General features: G+C 31.3%; 21 protein-coding genes and 1 tRNA gene. 15 read left to right on the top strand and 7 right to left on the bottom strand.

Annotated features, from left to right (window positions below; all coding sequences use genetic code 11):
* Positions 1-131 precede the first annotated feature (131 nt).
* From KTF99_RS15650 to KTF99_RS15665, 4 genes are read left to right on the top strand one after another with little or no spacing between them, the layout of a single operon-like run.
* Entirely contained in the window at positions 132-1,136 is a 1,005-nt protein-coding gene (locus tag KTF99_RS15650) for a glycosyltransferase family 4 protein (RefSeq protein ID WP_008791899.1), read from the top strand.
* Between the two features lie 14 nt (positions 1,137-1,150).
* Entirely contained in the window at positions 1,151-2,179 is a 1,029-nt protein-coding gene (locus KTF99_RS15655; protein ID WP_003538032.1) for a lysylphosphatidylglycerol synthase transmembrane domain-containing protein, read from the top strand.
* 4 nt (positions 2,180-2,183) lie between these two features.
* Positions 2,184-4,175, top strand: a complete 1,992-nt coding sequence (locus tag KTF99_RS15660) for a glycosyltransferase (protein ID WP_008791898.1) — start codon at positions 2,184-2,186, stop codon at positions 4,173-4,175.
* Positions 4,168-5,112 (top strand): HD domain-containing protein, encoded by a 945-nt coding sequence (locus tag KTF99_RS15665; protein WP_008791897.1) that lies wholly within the window; start codon positions 4,168-4,170, stop codon positions 5,110-5,112. The genes KTF99_RS15660 and KTF99_RS15665 overlap by 8 nt, the downstream gene beginning before the upstream one ends.
* Before the next feature lie 974 nt (positions 5,113-6,086).
* Here KTF99_RS15665 and KTF99_RS15670 read toward each other — a convergent pair.
* The 4 genes from KTF99_RS15670 to KTF99_RS15685 all read right to left on the bottom strand — a co-directional run bounded on the left by KTF99_RS15670 (position 6,087) and on the right by KTF99_RS15685 (position 8,884).
* Positions 6,087-6,377: a hypothetical protein gene (locus KTF99_RS15670; RefSeq protein ID WP_008791893.1), complete on the bottom strand. Its 291-nt coding sequence runs from the start codon at positions 6,375-6,377 to the stop codon at positions 6,087-6,089.
* A 183-nt stretch (positions 6,378-6,560) separates the two neighbouring features.
* Positions 6,561-6,968 carry an HIT family protein gene (locus tag KTF99_RS15675; protein WP_003538038.1) on the bottom strand — a complete coding sequence of 136 codons (408 nt, stop codon included), beginning with the start codon at positions 6,966-6,968 and terminating at the stop codon, positions 6,561-6,563.
* Between the two features lie 57 nt (positions 6,969-7,025).
* Positions 7,026-7,886, bottom strand: a complete 861-nt coding sequence (locus KTF99_RS15680; RefSeq protein WP_003538039.1) for a hypothetical protein — start codon at positions 7,884-7,886, stop codon at positions 7,026-7,028.
* Entirely contained in the window at positions 7,886-8,884 is a 999-nt protein-coding gene (locus KTF99_RS15685; protein ID WP_003538040.1) for a peptidylprolyl isomerase, read from the bottom strand. Before KTF99_RS15685 ends, KTF99_RS15680 begins: the two co-directional genes overlap by 1 nt.
* 236 nt (positions 8,885-9,120) lie before the next feature.
* Between KTF99_RS15685 and KTF99_RS17705 the strand changes: the two genes are divergently transcribed.
* A complete protein-coding gene (locus KTF99_RS17705; protein WP_081446386.1) occupies positions 9,121-9,198 on the top strand; it encodes a YjcZ family sporulation protein in 78 nt (25 codons plus the stop codon).
* A 29-nt stretch (positions 9,199-9,227) separates the two neighbouring features.
* On the opposite strand, the gene trhA is transcribed toward KTF99_RS17705, so the two are convergent.
* Entirely contained in the window at positions 9,228-9,974 is a 747-nt protein-coding gene (gene trhA / locus KTF99_RS15695; RefSeq protein WP_003538041.1) for a PAQR family membrane homeostasis protein TrhA, read from the bottom strand.
* A complete protein-coding gene (locus KTF99_RS15700) occupies positions 9,971-11,053 on the bottom strand; it encodes an AI-2E family transporter (RefSeq protein WP_003538042.1) in 1,083 nt (360 codons plus the stop codon). Before KTF99_RS15700 ends, trhA begins: the two co-directional genes overlap by 4 nt.
* 329 nt (positions 11,054-11,382) lie before the next feature.
* Here KTF99_RS15700 and sufC point away from each other — a divergent pair, with 329 nt between their 5' ends.
* The 10 genes from sufC (at position 11,383) to KTF99_RS15750 (ending at position 22,318) form a co-directional block, all read left to right on the top strand.
* Positions 11,383-12,198, top strand: coding sequence for a Fe-S cluster assembly ATPase SufC (gene sufC, locus KTF99_RS15705; RefSeq protein ID WP_008791891.1), 816 nt, complete (start codon positions 11,383-11,385; stop codon positions 12,196-12,198).
* Positions 12,198-13,091 (top strand): SufB/SufD family protein, encoded by an 894-nt coding sequence (locus tag KTF99_RS15710; protein ID WP_008791890.1) that lies wholly within the window; start codon positions 12,198-12,200, stop codon positions 13,089-13,091. Before sufC ends, KTF99_RS15710 begins: the two co-directional genes overlap by 1 nt.
* Entirely contained in the window at positions 13,091-14,317 is a 1,227-nt protein-coding gene (locus KTF99_RS15715; protein WP_008791889.1) for an aminotransferase class V-fold PLP-dependent enzyme, read from the top strand. Before KTF99_RS15710 ends, KTF99_RS15715 begins: the two co-directional genes overlap by 1 nt.
* Positions 14,301-14,729, top strand: coding sequence for a Fe-S cluster assembly sulfur transfer protein SufU (gene sufU, locus KTF99_RS15720; protein ID WP_003538047.1), 429 nt, complete (start codon positions 14,301-14,303; stop codon positions 14,727-14,729). Before KTF99_RS15715 ends, sufU begins: the two co-directional genes overlap by 17 nt.
* A gap of 10 nt (positions 14,730-14,739) precedes the next feature.
* Complete coding sequence (gene sufB / locus KTF99_RS15725) at positions 14,740-16,146, top strand: Fe-S cluster assembly protein SufB (protein WP_003538048.1); 1,407 nt, start codon at positions 14,740-14,742, stop codon at positions 16,144-16,146.
* The gene (locus KTF99_RS15730; RefSeq protein ID WP_003538049.1) at positions 16,139-16,669 is read left to right on the top strand and encodes a 5-formyltetrahydrofolate cyclo-ligase; all 531 of its coding nucleotides are present in this window, start codon (positions 16,139-16,141) and stop codon (positions 16,667-16,669) included. Before sufB ends, KTF99_RS15730 begins: the two co-directional genes overlap by 8 nt.
* A gap of 43 nt (positions 16,670-16,712) precedes the next feature.
* Positions 16,713-18,122 (top strand): lipopolysaccharide biosynthesis protein, encoded by a 1,410-nt coding sequence (locus tag KTF99_RS15735; protein WP_003538050.1) that lies wholly within the window; start codon positions 16,713-16,715, stop codon positions 18,120-18,122.
* A 111-nt stretch (positions 18,123-18,233) separates the two neighbouring features.
* The gene (locus tag KTF99_RS15740) at positions 18,234-20,810 is read left to right on the top strand and encodes a cation-translocating P-type ATPase (RefSeq protein ID WP_003538051.1); all 2,577 of its coding nucleotides are present in this window, start codon (positions 18,234-18,236) and stop codon (positions 20,808-20,810) included.
* 33 nt (positions 20,811-20,843) lie between these two features.
* Complete coding sequence (locus KTF99_RS15745) at positions 20,844-21,497, top strand: sporulation protein YunB (RefSeq protein WP_003538052.1); 654 nt, start codon at positions 20,844-20,846, stop codon at positions 21,495-21,497.
* Entirely contained in the window at positions 21,482-22,318 is an 837-nt protein-coding gene (locus tag KTF99_RS15750) for a hypothetical protein (RefSeq protein ID WP_029479785.1), read from the top strand. Before KTF99_RS15745 ends, KTF99_RS15750 begins: the two co-directional genes overlap by 16 nt.
* 58 nt (positions 22,319-22,376) lie before the next feature.
* Here KTF99_RS15750 and KTF99_RS15755 read toward each other — a convergent pair.
* Positions 22,377-22,450: transfer RNA gene (locus KTF99_RS15755), tRNA-Gly, on the bottom strand.
* Positions 22,451-22,536: the final 86 nt, after the last annotated feature.

The following is a 22,536-nucleotide window of genomic DNA, read 5'->3' on the forward strand; positions in this document are numbered from 1 at the left end:
AAGCTGCCGGTTCTTTTTTTATTTACGGATACCTCTGCGTATCCTTTTTTCTTTGTTCTAAACCGAAGTATGCCTTACTTATAATCCTTTAAATTAGGACTACTTTGTAGTATAATAGATATGGTGATAAAATGAAAATTAAATTATATTTTGGACAAGAAGATGCTATCAAAAAATCAGGAATTGGTCGTGCTTTTGTCCATCAAAAAAAAGCATTAGAATTATCAGGAATCCCTTATACTACAGATAAGGATGATTTGGATTATGATATTCTCCACATTAATACTGTATGGCCTGATAGTTTTAAGATAATAAATCAAGCACGAAAGTATAATAAAAAGATTGTATATCATGCTCATAGCACAGAAGAAGATTTTAAAAATTCTTTTATGTTTTCTAATACTGTTTCAGGGGTTTATAAAAAATGGCTGATCAGTATGTATACAAAAGGTGATTATATTGTAACTCCGACTCCTTATTCAAAGCGGATTTTAGAATCTTATGGAATTACACTTCCAATTAAAGCAGTTTCGAATGGTGTTGATTTGACACAGTTTAATCCTAGTCAAGAACAAATTGAATCGTTTATTCAGCAATACAAAATTGATTCTAAAGATGTTGTTATTATTTCGGTAGGTTGGCTATTTGAAAGAAAAGGATTTGATACTTTTGTATCGGTGGCAAAGAAATTGCCTGAGTATAAATTTATGTGGTTTGGTGATATTAAATTATCACGTCCTACAAAAAAGATTAAAGATTTACTAGATGATTTACCTCAAAATGTTATTTTACCAGGCTATGTTAGCGGTGATATAATTAAAGGGGCTTATGGAAGAAGTAATATATTCTTTTTCCCATCAAGAGAAGAAACTGAGGGAATAGTTGTATTGGAAGCTTTGGCAAGTAAATGTAATGTTTTACTGCGTGATATTCCTGTTTTTTCAGATTGGTTAGAAAATGGCGTGAACTGTTACAAAGGTAACCACACAGATGATTTTGTTGAAATCATTAAAAAGATGATTAACGGAGAATATCCTTCATTAGTTGAGCAAGGCTATAAAGTAGCTAAAGAGAGAGAACTATCAAAGATAGGGAAAGAATTATTAGAGGTGTATGAAGAAACGCTGAACCTCTAATATGAGGAAAGCTTATGGATAAGAAATCTAATAAAAAATATTTCCTTAACATTATTTTAATTCTTGTTTTAGGGGCAACTGTAATTTATTTTACAATGAAAGATGATTTACATGCTTCTTTAAGAGCATTAACAACGGCCTCGCCTTTATGGATTGTTATTTCCTTTGCATTAATGTCTATATATTTTTTATTAGATGGAATTAATCTATATACTTTTGGTAAGTTATATAAAAAAGATTATAGTTATAAGCAAGGGTTTGTAAATTCGATTTCAGGAACTTTTTTTAATGGGGTTACCCCCTTTTCTAGTGGGGGTCAATTTGCACAAGTCTATATTTTTAATAAGCAGGGAATTGCCCCAACTAACTCTGCTAGTATTTTATTGATGGCTTTTATTGTTTACCAGTCAGTACTAGTTTTATTTACTGCAGTAGTGATGATTTTCCGTTATCAGGCTTATAGTTCAATGTATTCAGAATTTTTTTCATTAGCAATTTTAGGCTTCTTGATTAATTTCTTTGTTATTACTGGACTATTTTTAGGTGCTAAATCAAAGCGATTACAAGATTTTATTTGTAATAATATTGTAAAAGCGTTAAGTAAAATAAGAATTGTAAAAAACTATGAAGATACTTCTATTAAGATTGCACGTTCACTTGAAAACTTTAGAACAGAGTTAAACGTGTTATTAAAAAATAAGAATGTATTGATAAAATCATCATTAATTAATTTGTTTAAATTATTAATTATGTATAGTATTCCCTTCTTTGCAGCAAAAGCATTAAACCTTAATGTTTCATTTATCCAAATATTCGATTTTATTGGTATTTGTTCATTTGTTTATATGATTACTGCCTTTGTTCCGATTCCTGGAGCAAGTGGCGGGAGCGAAGGAGTTTATTATATGTTATTTAGCCCTATTTTAGGGGCTGTTGGTACGCCAACAACATTATTAGTATGGCGCTTTGTAACCTACTATTTAGGACTAATTATTGGTGGTATCATTTTTGCAACTAATCGAGAAATAAATAGATCGGAGTAAAGTAATGAGAATAGCAATTTTTTCAGATACATATATCCCTGATATTAATGGGGTAGCGACATCAACTAAAATATTGAAAGATGAATTAGTAAAACATGGACATGATGTAGTTGTTGTTACTAGCGAGTTACCTAGTGATAGTGATTATATGGATGATCCTCATGATAATATCTTAAGAGTTCCTGGATTGGAAATACAAGCCCTGTATGGTTACCGGGCTTGTAATATTTATTCCTTCAAAGGAATGCGTGAAATTAAGGGAATGAACATTGAAGTTATCCACGTTCAAACTGAATTTGGGGTAGGAATATTTGGAAGAATCGTAGGAGAAACTCTTAATATTCCTGTTGTCTATACGTATCATACGATGTGGGCAGATTATTCTCATTATGTTAATCCTGTAAATTCTGGAGCTATTGATGGTTTGATCAAAAAGGCAATTACACGTATTAGTAAATTTTATGGTGATAAAAGTACTGAATTAATCGTACCTTCTTTAAAGACTAAAGAAGCATTAGAATTATATGGTTTAAATAAAGACGTCCATATTATTCCTACAGGATTAGAACTAGAAAAATTTGATCCTAAAAATAAAAATACTGAATTGATTGAGCAAATTAAAGACAAATATGGAATTAAAGATCAGTTTATTGTAACTTTTTTAGGACGAATTGCGAAAGAAAAAAGTATTGAAGTATTAATTGATGCAATGAAGGAAGTTATTAAAGAAAATGATAATGTACTTTGCTTGATTGTCGGTGGAGGACCACAGTTAGAGGAATTGAAAGAATTAGTAAAAGATGATCATATCAGCAATTATGTGATTTTTACCGGCCCTAAGCCTAGTAATGAGGTACCAAGTTATTATCATTTATCAAATGTATTTGTTTCTGCTTCAATAACTGAAACTCAAGGATTGACTTATATTGAGGCGATGGCAAGTGGAATACCTGCTGTTGCACGCTATGATAAAAATTTGGAGGATGTTATCGATGACGGTGTAAATGGGTACTTTTTTAAAGAAACATCGGAACTAGTGGAAATCCTATTAAAATTAATTAATCATGATTATTCTAAAATGGCAGAAGCCGCATACTTAAGTGCAATGAAGTTTAGTAGTGAAGTATTTTATGAAAAGGTAATTGCTGTTTATCAGCAAGCAATTAATTCGAAACACTATTCATATACGGTCAAGTCGATATATCCGGTTAAAAGAGGGATAAATGAAGTTGTTTTTCTATTTGATGAAAGTGAGATTATTGTTGAGGTAAATGATAAATTAATTAAAGCTTATCAATTAGAGCCAAATAAAGTTATTGATAAAGAGTTATTTGATGTTTTAAAAGATTTTGAACAAGTTTCTCGGGCCTATAATAAAGCGTTAAAATTACTCACAGTAAAAGATTATACTTATAATCAAATGAAAAAGAAGTTAATGGATAGTGGTGATTATGATGATACACAGTTAGATGCAACGCTAGAGTTACTTCAAGAGAAGAATTTAATAAATGATGAAGCATATACCTTAAATTATTTAAAACGCTGTACACGACTTGGAATTGGCTTAAATAAAGCTATTTATAATTTACGGAGTTATGGAATTGATAGTCAAATTATTGATCGATGTTTAGAAGAGATTGATGATGATGACGATGAGTATAATGCTGCCACCACATTAATTGAATCCATTTATAGTCGTAATACTAGTTTTTCTTATAAAGCAATGGTGAAGAAAATTCGAGATAAACTTTATATAAAAGGCTTTACTTCTGAAACAATTGAACGAGCACTTAGTGATTTTGATTTTGAGTTTGATGATCAGCAAGAACAAGAAGCTTTGGAAAAAGAATTCTCAAGACAAAAGAAAAAGTATTCAAAAAGATATCAAGGTACTCATTTAAAAGAAAAAATCATTGATACTCTTTTAAGAAAAGGTTACAATTATGAGCATATTAAAGAATTATTAAATAGAGAAGGAGCCTTGGATGATGAATAAAATAAATGAATTAAAACCTGGTGATGAAGGCGTAGTAATTGAGGCACTGATTAACCGTGTTGTTGTTGGAAAAACAAATGGGGCCAATCGTTCTACCTATCTTAGTATTACTTTACAAGATGCTACTGGGACAATCGATGCTAAATTGTGGAATGCAACTAATGAGCAAGTAGAAAAGTTAGTTATGGGTTGTGTTGTACAAGTAAAAGGTGATGTAATCAAATATAATGAAGATCGCCAAATGAAGATAATCAAAATTGTTGTTGCTTCAACTGAACCTCAAGAACAAGTTAAATTTCTAAAAAGTGCGCCACAAACAGGAGAAGAGCTTGTAAAGGAGATTTATACTTTTATTGAGCGAATTAACAATCTTAAGTTAAATCAGTTAGTTAAAGCATTATTCAACGAACATGTTGAAAAATTAACAATTTATCCTGCTGCTAGTAAAAATCATCATGAGTATGTATCTGGATTAGCATATCATACTTGCAGCATGTTAAGGATAGCTGATGCTTTGGCTCGATTATATCCATCATTAAATAGAGATTTGTTATTTGCGGGAATTACATTACATGATTTAGGTAAAACAGTAGAACTAAGTGGTCCAGTTGTACCTGAATATACAATCGAGGGTAAATTATTGGGTCATATATCAATCTCTCAGGCAATGATCAAAGAAATGGCTGATAAAATGAATATTGAGGGTGAAGAAGTTACGCTGTTACAACATATAATTTTATCTCATCATGGAAAAAACGAATTTGGTTCACCAATACTACCACAAATCAAAGAAGCAGAGGTAATTTATTTAATTGATAATATGGATGCTCGGATCAATATGCTAGATAAAGCTTTAGAGACAGTAGAACCAGGTGGTTTTTCAAAACGAGTTTTTGCTTTAGAAAATAGAGCCTTTTATAAACCAAAAATGAATTAAATTAAGATTGTAAAACTTATTAAAAAGAGTAATTCTATCATTTGACAGAATTACTCTTTTTCTGTGTGCCGAGCATGGCATACATTTAGCCGGTGAAAGTCCCACCACGGGTATTTACCGCTAAGAGTAGTGAACCACAAACCATTAGTAGTGATGCTATGGGTGATGGAAGTGGTGTAGCGAAATATTCGAGATTACGAAAAGAAATTTGATGAGGCTGAATGGGAGATAAGGTTGCAGAACAAACCAAGACAGTAAATCAAAAACCTGTGAAGATAAAAAAAGATGTATGCCTTACCTCGGGAGACCTTGTGGACGATGAAGTCCAGTAAACTGTTAAAAACAGTAATGATACCATCGATAGAAAAAGATTTATCACAAGAAGTCTGATGAAGTCATAGTAGTCAGAAATGATGAAGGACTGAAACGTTTATAAAGTGCAAATCACTATAAGCAATATTTGGATAGTTCGAAAGTGAGGATAGCCTAGAACTGGGAAACGTAATCCTAGATGGTAAAAGTAAAGAGAATTTGAAAATGACTATCGAAAAGGTCAAACAAAATAAAGGAGTACCTGGAATAGACAAAATGACTGTGCAAGAGGTGGAAGAAGCCAAAGGCAATATATAGAAATCTAATGAAATTAAACAAAGCATGTAAATGTAGATTTAGTGAAGATGACATTTATAAGTGTGCAAACACAAGGTTAGGCTGGTATAGGAGAAGTGGAATGAATATAGTCAATTTTATAATATCGCTAAAAGTTCTAAGCATAAAGAAAGGTGATAGACCAGGTTTAGTCTATCACCTAGATTATTATCTTAAGAGTGATATAAATGTAGAGCCGTATACGAGACACGTACGTACGGTTCAATGGGAGAATAAATTATCAAATTTATTCCTTTACCCTATTAATGAAATAGAAGTATAAATAACAATTTAATTATTTAAATTTAAGAATTTTTACGATCACTTTAAAACCAATTAGCAGTTTCAGAAGTATGATAATGTATTTGCAATTCGGAAATGTGATAACTTAACACATTATTATTAAAAAGTGGTTCATGTTTATAAAATTCTTGTATTTCAGTTTCATTTCTAGATTTTATTACAGTTATTGAAGAACTCATATCGCTTTTTAATGACGAAAAGAGTACTTTCCCCGCTTTCATTAAAAGATTTGTATATTTTTGATGCTCTTGCATCATTTCATTTGTCATTCGTTCAGGATGAGTAACGATACCTTCGATTAAAAAATACTTCATAGTTTTAACTTCCTCCAAAGTCAATAATTTTAAATAAATTATAACATTTAGATTAAGTATCGTCATTTTTTAACTTTTATAATTACAGATAGGATAATCAATTTAAAATGATTTTGATAAAAAAACGCTAAATAAGTAATATACAAGAGTAAATTACTTTAATTTAGCGAAAATATCTAAGTTTTATAAGCTGTTTATTTTATTAAAAATATTATCTAAATCAACTTCTTGACTACGATCAGTAAAGTCGATTTTGATTTGATCTGTTTCATTATATCTTGGAATAATATGGATATGAAAATGCATAACAGTTTGACCAGCCACTTCATTTGCATTGGTAAGCACATTCGCGCCTTTTGCGTCTAAATTAGTGATTATTTGGTTAGTAAGCTTTTTTGTTACTTTGATTAGATGGCTCAAAACTTCTTTATCAACATCTAAAATATTTTGATAGTGTGTTTTAGGAACAACTAATGTATGTCCGTTAGTTGTTTGACTCAAATCTAAAAAAGCTAGACATAAATCATCTTCATATACAATTTTACCAGGTATTTCTTTATTAGCGATTTTACAAAAGATACAATTCTCCATTTCTATAAGTCCTCCATAATATTATTCTAACATAGAAAAAAGATAAGGGGAAACCCCTTATCCGAAATAATCTTCATTTGATTCTTTAATTTCATCTTTGATTGCTGATTCGTATACATCAAAATTGTATTTCTTTAAATAATATGTTTCCATTTTTGTAGACATATCACTAACAGAAGCTAAATTAGTAATAATTTCATCTTTTAGATCTTTTTTATCTGTATTGTAAACATAAACTACAGCATATTTAGATTCAGATGTCTTAATCACTTTATTATAAATACCATCTTTAGTAAATTTATCTAATTTTTTAATAATTTTTGAGTCGACACTGCTTGTTTTAGTAGTGACCATACCAGCATCAGTACCATTGTTTTCAGTCATTAAAGTGTCAAAATCACTGCCATCTTTAACTTTATCAATTAAACTTAAGGCAGCTGATTCAGTGTCTAAAGTAATAATTTTTAAATATTTAACTTTGTATTCTTTAACCAGGTCATCATAGTTATCTTTAATATATTTTTCTTTAAGCATGGTTTGTTTTACTCCTAAAGTTAAAACACCATCGATATATTCTTGTTCAGTTTCATAACCATATTGTTTAGCATATTCTTCTAATGAAGTAGTTAAGTTTTCAGTAAAACTTGCAACCTTTTCATTAATTCTAGTTTGCACTGCATCCTTATCTGTCAGTTCTTGATCAGCAATATAAGTTAAAGCTAATGAAAGAACTTCAGAACTTCCATATTCTTTTAGTAAATAATGGTAAACATCATTTTTACTAATTTTAACATCATCAGCAGTTGCAATAGTCTTATCTCCATCTTTTATTTCTGAAGTATAAGTAGTTGCACTAGAAGAACTACATCCGACCAAAAGAGTTGCAACTATTGCTAAAGGAAATATTTTTTTCTTCATTAGTTTGTTCCTCCTCGGCTAGTTTCGCGTTCTTTTAAAGCTTCATCAATTACATTATTAATTATTTTTTCAGTATTTTTATCATCGTATTTAACATTATAAGATTGATAAACAATATAGCTCATATACTTATCATATGCAATCAATGGAGTATCAATAGATAAATCTTTTTTTATTTCTTTTTTTATACTATCTTTATCAGTACTAGTAACTTTTACAAAATAATATCCATCAGTACCTTTTATGGCTTCACTAGTTTCACCACTGGCAAGTGCTAATATTTTAGTTTCAACATCACTACCAAATGTTTGTGAAAGACCACTTGTAGTATCTACAATACCTAATTTTCCTTTATTCTTGTTAGTGTTTGTATCATCAGAGTAATCTTTGGCGATATCTCCAAAACTTTTACTTGAGCTTAATAAAGCAGTGACTTCACTCAATTTTGCTGTTTCATCAGCTGTTGGATTTTCAACATCAGTCATTGAAACTTTAATAAGACTAGCCTCACGTGGACTTGCTTGAGTGTAATAATCATCGAAAACTTCATCAAAGTTCTTTTCAACGTAAGCTAATAAAAAGTTGCATCTTTGATAGACTCTCACCATGTTTTCACGATATTCATCAAGTGAATTAAATCCACTTGAACTTAACGCTGTTTGTAATTGAGTTTCAGCATTATCGCCATATTGATTTTCATAGTAAGTTTGGATTTGATCAACTGTTTCATTAGCATCAGTTTCCATATCCTCATCGATTGGGAATTTTTGATCCATTAATTGTTGAAGCACGGCATTAAAGTATGAACTTTTTCCACTGGCAGTAGATATTACATCGTTAAAAATATCATCCGCAAAAATATTTTTATCTTTTTTCCCACTGTTTAAAGAAGCAACTACATATTTCCCATCTTCTTTAACTGTTTTCGAGCTGTTTTGACAACCAGTTAATAAGAAACTAGTCACGACTAGTGCCGCAGCACATTTACCTAATTTCATATCTTTCCTCCTTATCTTTCCATAACGTTACAATTATACTATTTATCGCATCTAATTTCAATAAATTAGGCAAAAACACATTGCCAATTGTTATTTTAACATAATTTATAATATGTAGGTGGTAGGAGGGGATTTGATGAATAACTGTAAATGCACTAATGTAAACATCTATGTCTTGTTTATTATTCTAGTTATTGTAGGTATCTATTGTATGTAATAAAAAGGAGGCGATTACAATGGCATGCCAAGATAATTCTTTTACATTGATCTTAGTTTTATTCATTTTATTAGTAATCATTTGTAATATGTGCTAATTAAAAAAGGATGTCGTCAAGACATCCTTTTAAATATAAAAAACTATTGCAATAAAATGTAAGATAGAAGCTATTGAAATAAATATATGCCAGATTACATGGTTGTAGGGTATTTTTTTATTTGCATAAAAGTATGCTCCGATTGAATACATTAAACCACCGATAACAATTAGCCAGAGAAAAGCAGCACTAGAATTTTGAATGATTGAAGGCATAAATAGGATGGCTGTCCATCCCATAACTAGATAGATAGTTAGCGAAAGCTTTGGTAAACTTTTTATTGAAATAGATTTATATAAAATTCCTACTATTACCATTGCCCATTGAATAACAAGGATGATGATTCCCTGATATCCTTTAATTAAACACAGAGCAACTGGGGTATAACTTCCAGCGATTGCAAAATATATAAAGATATGATCAAGGATTCTGAATACCTGTTTATGAGGACTGTCATGATCCATAGCATGATATAGAGTTGAAACAAGAAACATTAAAAAAATGCAAATTGTAAAAACACTAACTCCAAAAGATTGGATAGGACCACCTTTAACATATGCATATACAGCACAAGCTGGGATTAGAAGTAACATGATAAATGCCATAATTCCATGAGTTATACAATTAAATAACTCTTCTTTAAAATATGGCGGAAAGATTCTTTTTATTTTTTTTGTAATTTTATTATTCACTTTTTCCAATTTTATCACCCAGTACATACTATAATATAAATTACTTTTAAATTCAAACAAAAATGATACGCTGCTGCGTATCATTCCATAAGCTTTTCATTTTGATGATTTTCTTTATAAACTTGAAAAGTTATTTTAGCACTTACTAATAGTGGCATAGCGATTACCATTCCCCAAATACCGAAGAGAGAAGAACCAGAGAGAATCCCAAAAAGTACCCACATTATACTCAAATCAATTCTAGATGAATAGATACGTGGAGTAATCACATATGACATAATCGTCGATTGAATGAAAATCAAAATAAATAAAATAACAATTGTAGTAGTTCCCATTCCTAACGAAGTAATTAATCCTAAACAATTCGCAACGATTGGTCCAACATATGGAATAATGGAGCTGGCTCCTGAAACAAACCCAAGAATTAACCAGTTAGGATGACCAATTGCTAGATACATCAGCATTGTTGTAATTGCTTGAGCGATTGCTCCAATAAAGAAAGCTTTAACATATTGTACTAAAGAAGAATCAATTTCACGTAAATAGATTGGCAATGTTTTATCAATACGATATGTAATATTACGAATATGACTACGGATATTTTTAAAATTACTAGACATATAAATTGCTAGAATGATGTAGATTAAAAAATTAGTGACATTGATCATAACTTGATTTAAAACATCTATAGTTGTATCTAAAACAACTGAATCTTTAAAGAAAGCATTGACAATATTCTGAATATGGCGCATTAAAGAAGAAATATCATAATTGAAATTTTCCTTAACAAACACACCAATTTCACCAAGTCCTGAGTAAAAAGCCGGGAACATTTCAGAGATACTTTCATAAATCATTGGTACAGCTAAAGAAATTAATAAAGTTAAAATAGCAAAAGCAGCTAAGTAGACCATTGTTACGGCAATGCTTCGTTTAGTAACATACTTTTCAATATAATTTATCAGTGGATTTAAAACAAAGGCAATTGTAAATCCGACAATAAATGGTTTAGAAACCAGCCAGATCGCTGATAACACCCCATACCATAAATCACCAGTGGCAATAATTAATAGTAATATTACTAAAACGATCATCACATTTAATAAAGTATGGGTGATTTTTTTTGATGAAATAATTTTAAATAATGCTTTTAGAAATTCCATTTTTACACCCCCATTACATATAAATATACCACAATTTACTAATAATATAAATTGAATTGAATTTCTATTTTAGAAAAATCAAAAATAGTTAAAATGTATAAAGTTTTATAATTTTCATCTAAAAAAAGCAATTGGATGTTATGATTAGAATATTATAATAGAGCAAATCTCTTGATAATTATCGATAATTTGGTCACAATGTGGTTATAATATAAATTGTGCTAGATTTTGATTGGAAAATAGTAAAAATTTTTGCTATAATTTATCATTTTATTTGTTTTTTGATAACTTATCTAGTAGAATTAGTAAGGATAGAAAGGGGCTTAATTATGTCAACTTTAAAAATAGAAAATTTGCATGTCAGTATTGGAGAAAAAGAAATCTTAAAAGGTATCGATCTTGTTGTTAATACTGGTGAAACCCATGCGATTATGGGGCCAAATGGTAATGGAAAATCAACATTATTATCAGTTATCATGGGGCATCCTAAATATATAGTTACTCAAGGTAGTATCTACATAGATGATCAAAATGTTTTAGAAATGAGTGTTGATGAAAGAAGTAGGGCAGGAATCTTTTTAGGAATGCAGTATCCTCAAGAAATTCCAGGTGTTACAACTTCAGATTTTTTAAGAGCTGCATTAAATGCACATCAAGAAAAACCAGTATCTTTATTTAAATTTGTAAAAGCACTGGATAAAAATATTGCTGATTTGAAAATGGATGAGAATTTAGCACATCGTTATCTAAATGAAGGCTTCTCTGGTGGAGAAAAGAAACGTAATGAGATTCTACAAATGAAATTATTACAACCTAAGTTTGCTCTATTAGATGAAATTGATTCAGGTTTGGACGTTGATGCGTTAAAAATAGTATCACAAGCAATTAACGCTATGAAATCAGATGATTTTGGATGTATTATGGTTTCTCACTATGAACGGTTGTTTGAATTGGTGCCACCAAGTCACGTTCATGTATTAGTTAATGGTAAAATTATTTTAAGTGGTGGAATTGAAGTAGTAGAAAAAATTGATCAAGAAGGCTATGACTGGGTAAAAGAATTAGGAGTTGAAATCGCTACTGATGAAAAGAAACCGATTTTACTTGAAAGTTGTGCCAATAAAGAAAGAATGAAAGCTAAATAATGAAACAGTTAAAAGAGATTAAAAATTATTTAGTATTTCATAATGGTACAATTGAATGTCACCCAGAAAATGTAGGAATTGCTATTAATGATGGTAAAATCGATGTTAAAGATGCTGCCTCATTACAAATTATTTATCTAATTGATCAAGAAGGAAAATATTGTTTTGACCTAAAGATTAAAGGACAACTGGAATTAATTGAGACTTATGATTTTAAAGTTCCAGCATCTTTAGTTAAAAACATTGAAGTATTGCAAAATAGTAATATTTTAAGATATAACGATAATCAAAGCAGTGTCAACGGGACTGTTGAAGTAACTGAAAATGTATCGGTTGAGCGTGATAGTAATGTAAGATGCGCTTATGTTGAGTTATCAGATTCAAGTATTGAAATGAATGTTAATCATGCTTTGAATGGTTCTAACGCTAATAGTACGGTGCGCTTAGCTTCATTAGCTAAAGGACAGGAAAAGAAGCATATGACATTTTCGTTAACGCATTTTGCACCACATACAACCGGGATTATGGATAATTATGGTGTTGTTAAGGATGCATCTAATTTAGTTATCGATGGGATTGGAACAATTAAACAAGGAAATCATCAATCTAGCAGTCATCAAACAAATAAAATTATTGTTTTTGATGAGAAATGTAATGCCAAGGCAAATCCATATTTATATATTGATGAATATGATGTAAAAGCAAGTCATGGTGCTAGTGTCGGTAAGATTGATGAGGATCATTTGTATTATCTCCAATCTCGTGGTTTAAGTAAAAAAGATGCAATGCATTTAGTAACTTATGGATATTTTATTCCAGTCATGGAATTTATAGATAATGCTGATTTAAGAGAGATGTTTAACGAAACATTAAAAGAAAAGGTGGGGATTTAATGTTAGATGTAGAAAAAATTCGTCAGGATTTTCCCATGTTAAATGGTGCTACGATGCATGGTCAACCACTGATTTATTTTGATAATGGCGCTACAACTTTAAAGCCTCAGTGTGTAATTGATGCTGTATGTAATTATTTGACAAACTATTCGGGTAATGCACATCGTGGTGACTATGACTTATCGCATGATGTTGATACACAGTTCGAAAAGACACGTGATTTAGTTGCAAAATTAATAAATTGCGATCGAAAAGAAGTAGTTTATACATATGGTTCAACAGACGGGCTAAATATGATAGCATTTGGCTATGGGATGACGCATCTAGATGAAGGTGATGAAATACTTTTAACCGTTGCTGAGCATGCCTCAAATACTTTACCATGGTTTGAAGTCTGTGATACAGTGGGAAGTACGGTTAAATATATTGATTTAGATGATGAAGGACGTCTTACTGTTGCTAATGTTTTAAAAGCAATTAGTGATAAAACAAAAATTATTTCAATAGCTCAAGTTTCAAATGTTCTTGGATTTGATGGACCAATTAAAGAAATTTGTCAAATTGCTCATGAGCGCGGTATTATCGTTTGTGTTGATGGTGCGCAAAGTATTCCTCATGAAAAGGTTGACGTCCAAACATTAGATATTGATTTTCTAGTTTTTTCTGGACATAAAATGTGCGGACCAACTGGGGTGGGAATTCTTTATGGTAAATATGATTTATTACAAGAAACAAAACCAACTCGTTGGGGTGGTGGAAGCAATGCCCGATATAAGAGCTGTGGAAGGATTAAATTAAAAAATGCACCGGCTAAGTTTGAGGCTGGAACACCTAATATTGAGGGTGTCATTGGTTTAGGTGCCGCAATTGAATATTTAATAGAAATTGGGATGGACAATATTCGTGATTATGAATTAGAATTACGTCAATATGCGGTTAAAAAAATGTTAGAATTAGATAATTTGGAAGTTTATAATCCAAATGGTCATGGAGCGATTGCTTTTAATATCAAAGGTGTTTTTAGTCAGGACGGAGCTTCACTATTTAACACATATGGTATTGCAATAAGAGCTGGGCAACATTGTGCTAAGATTCTTGATGAATTTTTAGATGTTAGTCAAACTCTTAGAGCATCATTCTATTTCTATAATACATTTGAAGAAATTGACAGATTTATTGAGGTATGTAAGAAAGGAGATGACTTTTTAGATGCCTTCTTTGGATAGTATGATGTTACGACAAATAATTATGGATCACTATGAAAATCCACGTAATCATGGACTAGTAGATGATGATAATTATCAGTCAGTAAATATGGATTCAGAAACTTGTATTGACGATATTGATGTGCAAGCCTTAATTGAAGATGGTGTTATTAAAGATATCCGTTTTGATGGCGAAGCATGTGCAATTTGTACTGCTAGTACGTCAATTATGAGTGAATTATTGATTGGTAAAACAATTGATGAAGCTAATGTTATTATTGAAAATTACAATAATATGATTTATGAAAAGGATTATGACCCTGAAATTTTGGAAGAAGCAATTGCGTTTATGAATACTCATAAACAGGCTAATCGTATTAAGTGTGCTACTTTAGGATGGACAGGAATCAAACAGATCCTCGATAAAGAATAGGAGGAAACATATGGCAGATATAAAAAATGAAATTCCTGATCAGGAATATGCCTATGGTTTTAATGATGGTGATGTTTCAGTTTTCAAGACTCCTAAAGGAATAAATGAAGAAATTGTTACTGAAATATCAAAAATTAAGAATGAACCAGAATGGATGCTTGAATATCGTCTAAAATCTTATCGCTGCTTTATGGAAAAGCCTATGCCAACTTGGGGCGTTAATTTAGACCGTATTGATTTTGATGAATATACTTATTACGTTCGTCCTAGTGATAAACAAACGAATAAATGGGAAGAAGTACCTGAAACAATTAAACAAACATTTAATAAATTAGGTATTCCTGAAGCAGAACAAAAGTATTTATCGGGAGTTAGTACTCAGTATGAATCAGAAGTTGTTTATCATAACATGTTAAAGGAAGTTACTGAAAAAGGTGTTATTTTCCTAGATATCGATAGTGGTTTACGTGAGTACCCGGAAATATTTAGAAAATATTTTGATACTGTTATTCCTTATAATGACAATAAATTTTCAGCTTTAAATGGAGCTGTTTGGTCTGGGGGATCTTTCATTTATGTACCGCCAGGAGTGAAATTAGATAAGCCACTACAATCTTATTTCAGAATCAATTCTGAGCAAATGGCACAATTTGAAAGAACTTTAATCATTGTTGATAAAGGAGCGGATATCCACTATGTTGAAGGGTGTACTGCACCAAGTTATTCTCGTGATTCTCTTCATGCTGGAGTTGTTGAAATTATTGTGGGTGAAGGAGCAAAATGCCGTTATACAACGATTCAAAACTGGTCTAACAACATTTTGAATTTAGTAACTCAGCGAGCAAAAGTATTTAAAAATGGGTCAATGGAATGGGTCGATGGAAATATTGGTAGTGCTGTAACTATGAAGTATCCAACTTGTGTGTTGATGGAAGAGGGAGCAAAAGGTTCTTGCATTACTATTGCTGTAGCTGGTGAGAATCAGATTATGGATTCAGGTTCAAAGATGATTCACTTAGCGCCTAATACATCAAGTAGTATTGTTTCTAAATCAGTTTCTCGCCGCGGTGGAAAAGTCAATTACCGGGGAATGGTACAGCATGGTGCTAAAGCTTATAATTCAAAAAGCAAGGTTGAATGTGATACGTTGATTTTAGATGACATTTCAACTAGTGATACAGTTCCGGTTAATTGGATGCGAAATAATGATTCTATTATTGAGCATGAGGCGACTGTCTCAAAAATTTCTGAAGAACAGCTTTTCTATTTAATGTCTCGTGGTTTAACAAAAAAAGAAGCAATGGAAATGATTGTAATGGGGTTCATTGAGCCGTTTGCTCGCGAATTACCAATGGAATATGCTGTTGAACTAAATCAATTAATTAAATTGGATTTTGGGGATCAGGGTATTGGATAAAAAAGTATTACGGAAACAATTGATTCAAGCAAGATTAGATTTAGATAGCGAAACTTATGCATCTAAATCTAATTTTATTGTTTCTAAATTAAAACAGCAACCTGAATTTATTGAGGCAAGAGCAATTGGAATCTATGTTTCTTTTAGACATGAAGTAGAAACAATCAGTTTGATTAAGGAAATAATTAATAATAAAATTGTCTGTGTTCCAAAAATTAGTGGTAAACAGATGGATTTTTATCAAATTAATTCAATCAATGAATTAAAGACAAGTAATTTTGGAATTTTAGAACCTAATAATAGTCATCCTGTTACTAAAGATAATCTTGATTTACTAATTGTACCAATGGTTGGCTACGATCAAAGTGGTAATCGATTAGGTTATGGCGGTGGTTATTATGACCGCTATTTAAGTGATTATTGTGGTAATGTAATTGGCTTGGCATTTAGTTTCCAAGAAGTTGCAAATTTACCAGTAGAACCATTTGATTTGCCGATTAAAAAGATTATTAATGAAAAATAATCACGGTTTTGTTATAATGGGGAATATAAAGTAGGGTGAAATTATGTCAAGAGAGAAAACATTAGTTAAAAATACGTTAATTATGGCGTTGGGGACTTTTCTGCCTCGGATTATTAATTTATTGACTACGCCAATTATTACTAGTGCAACTACTGATGCGCAGTATGGGCAATTAGATTTAGTTACAACGACGATTCTTTCATTTATTGTACCTTTATGTACGTTGCAAATTGAACAGGCTCTATTTAGATTTCTTGTTGATGCTAAAAGTGAAAAAGAACAACGGCGTGTCATTACTAACGGATATGTAATGATTTTTGGACTTATGGTGATTGCTGCGATTATTTGTCTGTTTGTGCCAATCAGCATGTTTGAAGGCAGTTTTAAGCTATTGATTATTGGATATATATGGATTGAGATTATTGCAACAACTTCTAGGTTTGTTTTAAGGGCTTTTTCCAAATATAAAGAGTACTCTATTTTGGCGGCGTTAGTTGTAATAGTCAACTTTGTTGTTGTCTCAGTTTGTTTATTGTGGCTAAAGACAGGGTATATTGGGGTTTTAATAGCATTAGTAGCTGCTGATGTAGTCGGCTTTATTTATGTACTATGCGTATGTAATATTTTTAAATTTTTTAATTTTAAATATTTTAGTAGCGAATATGCTCTTAAAATGCTTGGCTATGCATTACCGTTTGTACCTAATATGGTATCATGGTATATTAATCAATTGTCTGATCGATGGATTATTTCAATTTTTCTAGGGGCAGGGCCAAATGGTGTTTATGCCTTGGCTAATAAAATACCTTCGATTGTTAATATCTTATATCCGGCCTTTAATTTAGCTTGGACAGATTCGGCAACAAGGAGTGTAAATGATCCTGATAGTGGCAGGTATTATAATAGGATGTTTCGGATGTTGTTTTGCATTGTCTCAGCAGGTTCAGTTTTATTAGTGGCTGGATCACCGATCATCTTTGGAATTTTATGCCGTAATAAAGAATTATATAGTGCTTTCGATTATACCCCAACCTTAATTTTAGCTACATATTTTTATTGCTTCTCACAATTTTTTGGAAGTATTTATGTAGCTGTTAAAAGTGCTAAAAATATGTCGGTAACAACGACTATTGCAGCTATAATCAATATTATCATCAATTTAGGTTTGATTAATATTATTGGAGTACAGGCAGCTGTTCTTTCAACATTGGCTGCGAATTTATTTTTAGCGGGATATCGGTTCTTTGATTTGAATCGGCGCTATGTACGTTTAAAAATAAATAAACGTCTAACAGTGTTGACAATCGTAATTTTTATAATTAGTATGTCTTTAGCATGGTCGGGAGATAAAATTTTATGGATATTAAATATTGTTATTGCGCTTGGCTACGCATACTTTATTTCTGGTGATATTTTTATTGGAATGTTTAAAGCTGTTTTAAAGAAACGTTAATAGTAATAATGTTAAGATTTAATTATTTAGCAAAGTAATTAAATTTTAACATTTTTTTTATGTCCTTTTTTGTATAGTTAATATTAATGAATTGGGTTACAGGAGGATAATATGGAAGCATATCAAAAATCGTTTAAAGAGGTCCAGCAAGCACTAGGAGTCAGTGATAATGGATTAAGTCAAAAAGATGTAATTAAGCGTCAAACACGATATGGAAGAAATGAAATTATTGGTGAAAAGCGTCAAAGTGTTTGGGGAATCTTATTTGATCAGTTTAAAGATTTATTAGTAATAATCTTGATTTGTGCGGGTATTATTTCAGCTATTAGCGGAGAATTTGAAAGTACATTGGTCATCTTGGTTGTAATTACTTTAAATGCATTGCTAGGAACATTTCAAACTGTAAAAGCACAGAAATCTTTGGATAGTTTAAAAAAATTATCTATGCCAAAAATAAAGGTGTTGCGTGAAGGTAAATTAGTTGAAATTAAATCAAACGAATTGACAGTAGGTGATTTGGTATTTATCCAGGCTGGAGATGTAATTGCTGGTGATGGACGCTTAAAAGAAGCGAATAATCTTCAAGTTAATGAAAGTGCATTGACAGGTGAGTCAAATAGTGTCGAAAAGCAGTTAGTTGCAATAAATCATCAATGTACTATTGGAGATATGACAAATATGGTTTTTTCAGGAAGCTTAGTTACAAATGGAACAGGGCAATATATTGTTACAAACATTGGAATGAAAACGCAGTTAGGAAAGATTGCTGAGATGTTGAATGCAACTAAACAGCGTCGTACGCCATTACAAAAGACGTTAGATGAATTTTCAGTAAAATTGTCAATTGGCATTATTTCAATCTGTATTATTGTTTTGTTTATGGATGTCTTTATCGCAAAAGAACAATTGCTCGATGCTTTGATGATTGCAGTAGCATTAGCTGTTGCAGCGATTCCTGAGGCATTGGGATCAATTGTAACTATTGTTTTGTCGATTTCAACTCAAAAAATGGCTAAAGAAAATGCAATTATTAAAAATTTAAATGCTGTGGAAAGCCTTGGTTGTGTTTCAGTGATATGTTCAGATAAAACAGGAACATTAACCCAAAATAAAATGACAGCAGTCGATATATATACAAATCGGATGTTAATACAAGCAAATCGTTTAAATCATCACGAATATTGTCATAATATCTTATTAAAGGCTTTTGTTTTATGTAATAATGCTACTATTTCTAAAGCACAGAGTATTGGTGATCCAACAGAGATTGCCTTACTGGAATTATATCAAGATTATAATTATAAAAACGCATATCGATTGCAGACTAAACGTCAACAGGAATTGCCGTTTGATTCCACCCGAAAGCTGATGAGTGTTACTTCAAAGAATCATCTATACACTAAAGGAGCCCCAGATGTTTTATTAAAACGATGTAATCGAATATTAATAGATGGATATAAAGAAATTTTTACTAATAAAGATAAGCAGCGTATTATGGAACAAAATGATGCTTTGGCGCGCCAGGGAAAGCGTGTATTAGGATTTGCGTATAAAGAGTTTTATCGTAATACATTAGAAAAAAGGGATGAAAATGATTTAGTTTTTGTTGGTCTAGTATCTTTAATTGATCCTCCTCGCATTGAAAGCGCTCAGGCGGTCAAAGATTGCATTTTAGCAGGGATTAAACCAATCATGATAACTGGTGACCATGTTGTAACTGCGTGCAGTATTGCAAAGAAAATTGGTATTTTTAAGCAAGGTGATAAATGTTTAGAGGGAACTCAGTTAGATAAACTTACTGATCAGCAATTGCGGAATTACTTGCCACATGTATCTGTTTATGCGCGAGTTGCACCAGAACATAAAATTAGAATTGTTCAAGCTTGGCAAGCACGTGGAGCAATTGTTGCAATGACCGGTGATGGTGTTAATGATGCTCCGGCTTTGAAACAAAGTGATATTGGGGTAGCGATGGGAATTACGGGGAGTGAAGTTTCTAAGGATGCAGCTAGTATGATTCTGACAGATGATAACTTTGCAACTATCGTTAAAGCAATCATTACTGGCCGAAATGTATATACAAATATTAAAAATTCAATTATCTATCTTTTATCTGGGAATTTATCCGCAATAATTTGTGTTTTAGTTACATCATTTGCAATTTTACCAACTCCTTTTTTGCCGGTTCATTTACTATTTATTAACTTAATTACAGACTCTTTACCGGCCATTGCGATTGGGATGGAAAAGGGGAGTGATGAAATTCTAAAGCAAAAGCCACGGGGATCGGGCGATTCATTACTTAATAAAGAGACAATTTTACAAGTGAGTTTTGAAGGGATAATAATTTGTATTTTCACAATGTTAGCTTATTTTATTGGTTTACGCAGTGATGAATTGACTGCTTCATCAATGGCATTTGGAACACTTTGTTTGGCGCGACTATTGCATGGATTTAACTGTCGAAGTAACTTGCCACTATATAAAATTCCTGTAAATTATTATAGTGTTGGAGCTTTTGTAATTGGAGTATCATTATTAACATGGATTCTAATTTCTCCTAATTTTCATTCACTTTTTTCAATTAGTGAACTATCACTAAAACAATTAGCAATAATTTTTGTTTCTGCAGCATTTCCAAGTATTATTATCCAAATATATAAGATGGTTTCTTCGAGGTATAATTAGAAACAAAACTAAATATAATATATTGGTGGTTTAATGAAAAAACGATATATATTTATTGTAATTACCATTATTTTAGCAATTGTTATTCAAGTTCTTAGTGTTAATATTACTCCTGCATTAAAGAAGATTGCAGACAAAGAAATAAATCGGTTTTGTCAGATGGTAATCAACAATACCCCTTTTCCAGTTACATTAGACCATCAGGAACTGATCAAGATCAATCGTAATGGTGATGAAATTGCGACAATTAATTTTAATACGAGTTATGCTTCAAGTATTGGAGCTAAAATGGTTAATAAATTAGATGAATTGTTTGTAGCGATTGAAGAAGGAACATATAAAAAAACAGATAATTCTTTTTATCAACGTCGATTTCAAAAGATGAGTGACGAAGGTGGGGTAATCGCTTCTATTCCCATTGGAGCATTAACACAAAATCCTTTCTTAGCAGGTGTTGGACCTAAAATAAAACTTAAATATGAAACTATATCTGCGATTACTTGCTCAGTCGAAAAAGATGTTAAAAGCTACGGTGTGAATCATGTTATGGTTTCTTTGAAATTGGTTATTAAAATTAAGATGATGGTATTATTACCATTTTATAACGAGGAGTTTAATAAAGACTATGACTATCCATTAGTGATGGAAATTATTGAAGGGGAGGTGCCTAATTGGTATCAGAATTAGAAATTTTACAACGTTTTTATCAGATCTATCTAGAACAAGAAAGTGATTTCTTTAGTTTTCAAGGTAATTTTTATTATTTATGCAAGGTTAATAATTTTACTAATGACTATCCATACTATGTAAATGCATTAGGACTAAATGGTTTCATGGTTGTTAATAACTGTTTTAATCGTCCTATCTCAATGGACTATATATTGTATACTTATCAAATCGAAGATTATCATTTTGAAATGTTTTTACAATATTCTTTGCGACCTTTAGATATTCAGGTTGAAGTTTTAAAAATTAAAGAAAGCTGGTGTGCAATTCTTGATGAAGCAAAGTGCAAGATTGGTAACTATGCTTCAAGAATCAGTCATTTTGAACATTTTGTAGTGCTGTCATATTACTATCAAGGTCTTGGAGAAGCCGCAATTAGCGTGTTAAATGAAATTAAAGAAACTAAGCTAGTTGCGGGGATAGAACACTTTAATATGATCGATAACTATGAGATGCTTTGCTGTCCAGCTAATTTAGTCATAGCTTCAAGAGTCAAGGATTTAGCCAGTAGCTATAAAAATAATTTGATTTCAGTTGAACAGTTAGAAGAGTACATTCAGATTAGCGCTCTAACAGTAGATGAAATAATTTATCTCTATTCACGATTATTGTTTCCAAGTGAATTTATGCAGCTGGCAATCAATGATGATTGTAATGATGCACAAATAAAAAAAACACTTTTGAATATGTATCAAAATATAGATAATCAAAAAGCGTCTTTAGTAATTGCGTGGCAAATGTTAAATAAATATACTCGTTTACCCAAAATTGCCTGGTTATAAAAGCCAGGTAATTTTTAATAAAATAAAAAACCCACACTTAGTGTGAGCAATTTACTAATGGAGCGGGTGATGGGAATCGAACCCACGTAGTCAGCTTGGAAGGCTGAAGTTCTACCATTGAACTACACCCGCAATTTTAATGAATTAATATGATAGCACTATTTTTAAATGGTGACCCGCAGGCGATTCGAACGCCTGACCCTCTGATTAAAAGTCAG

Origin of the sequence: Erysipelatoclostridium sp. MSK.7.34 (assembly GCF_019041935.1) — a bacterium.
Lineage (GTDB): Bacteria > Bacillota_I > Bacilli_A > Erysipelotrichales > Coprobacillaceae > Thomasclavelia > Thomasclavelia ramosa.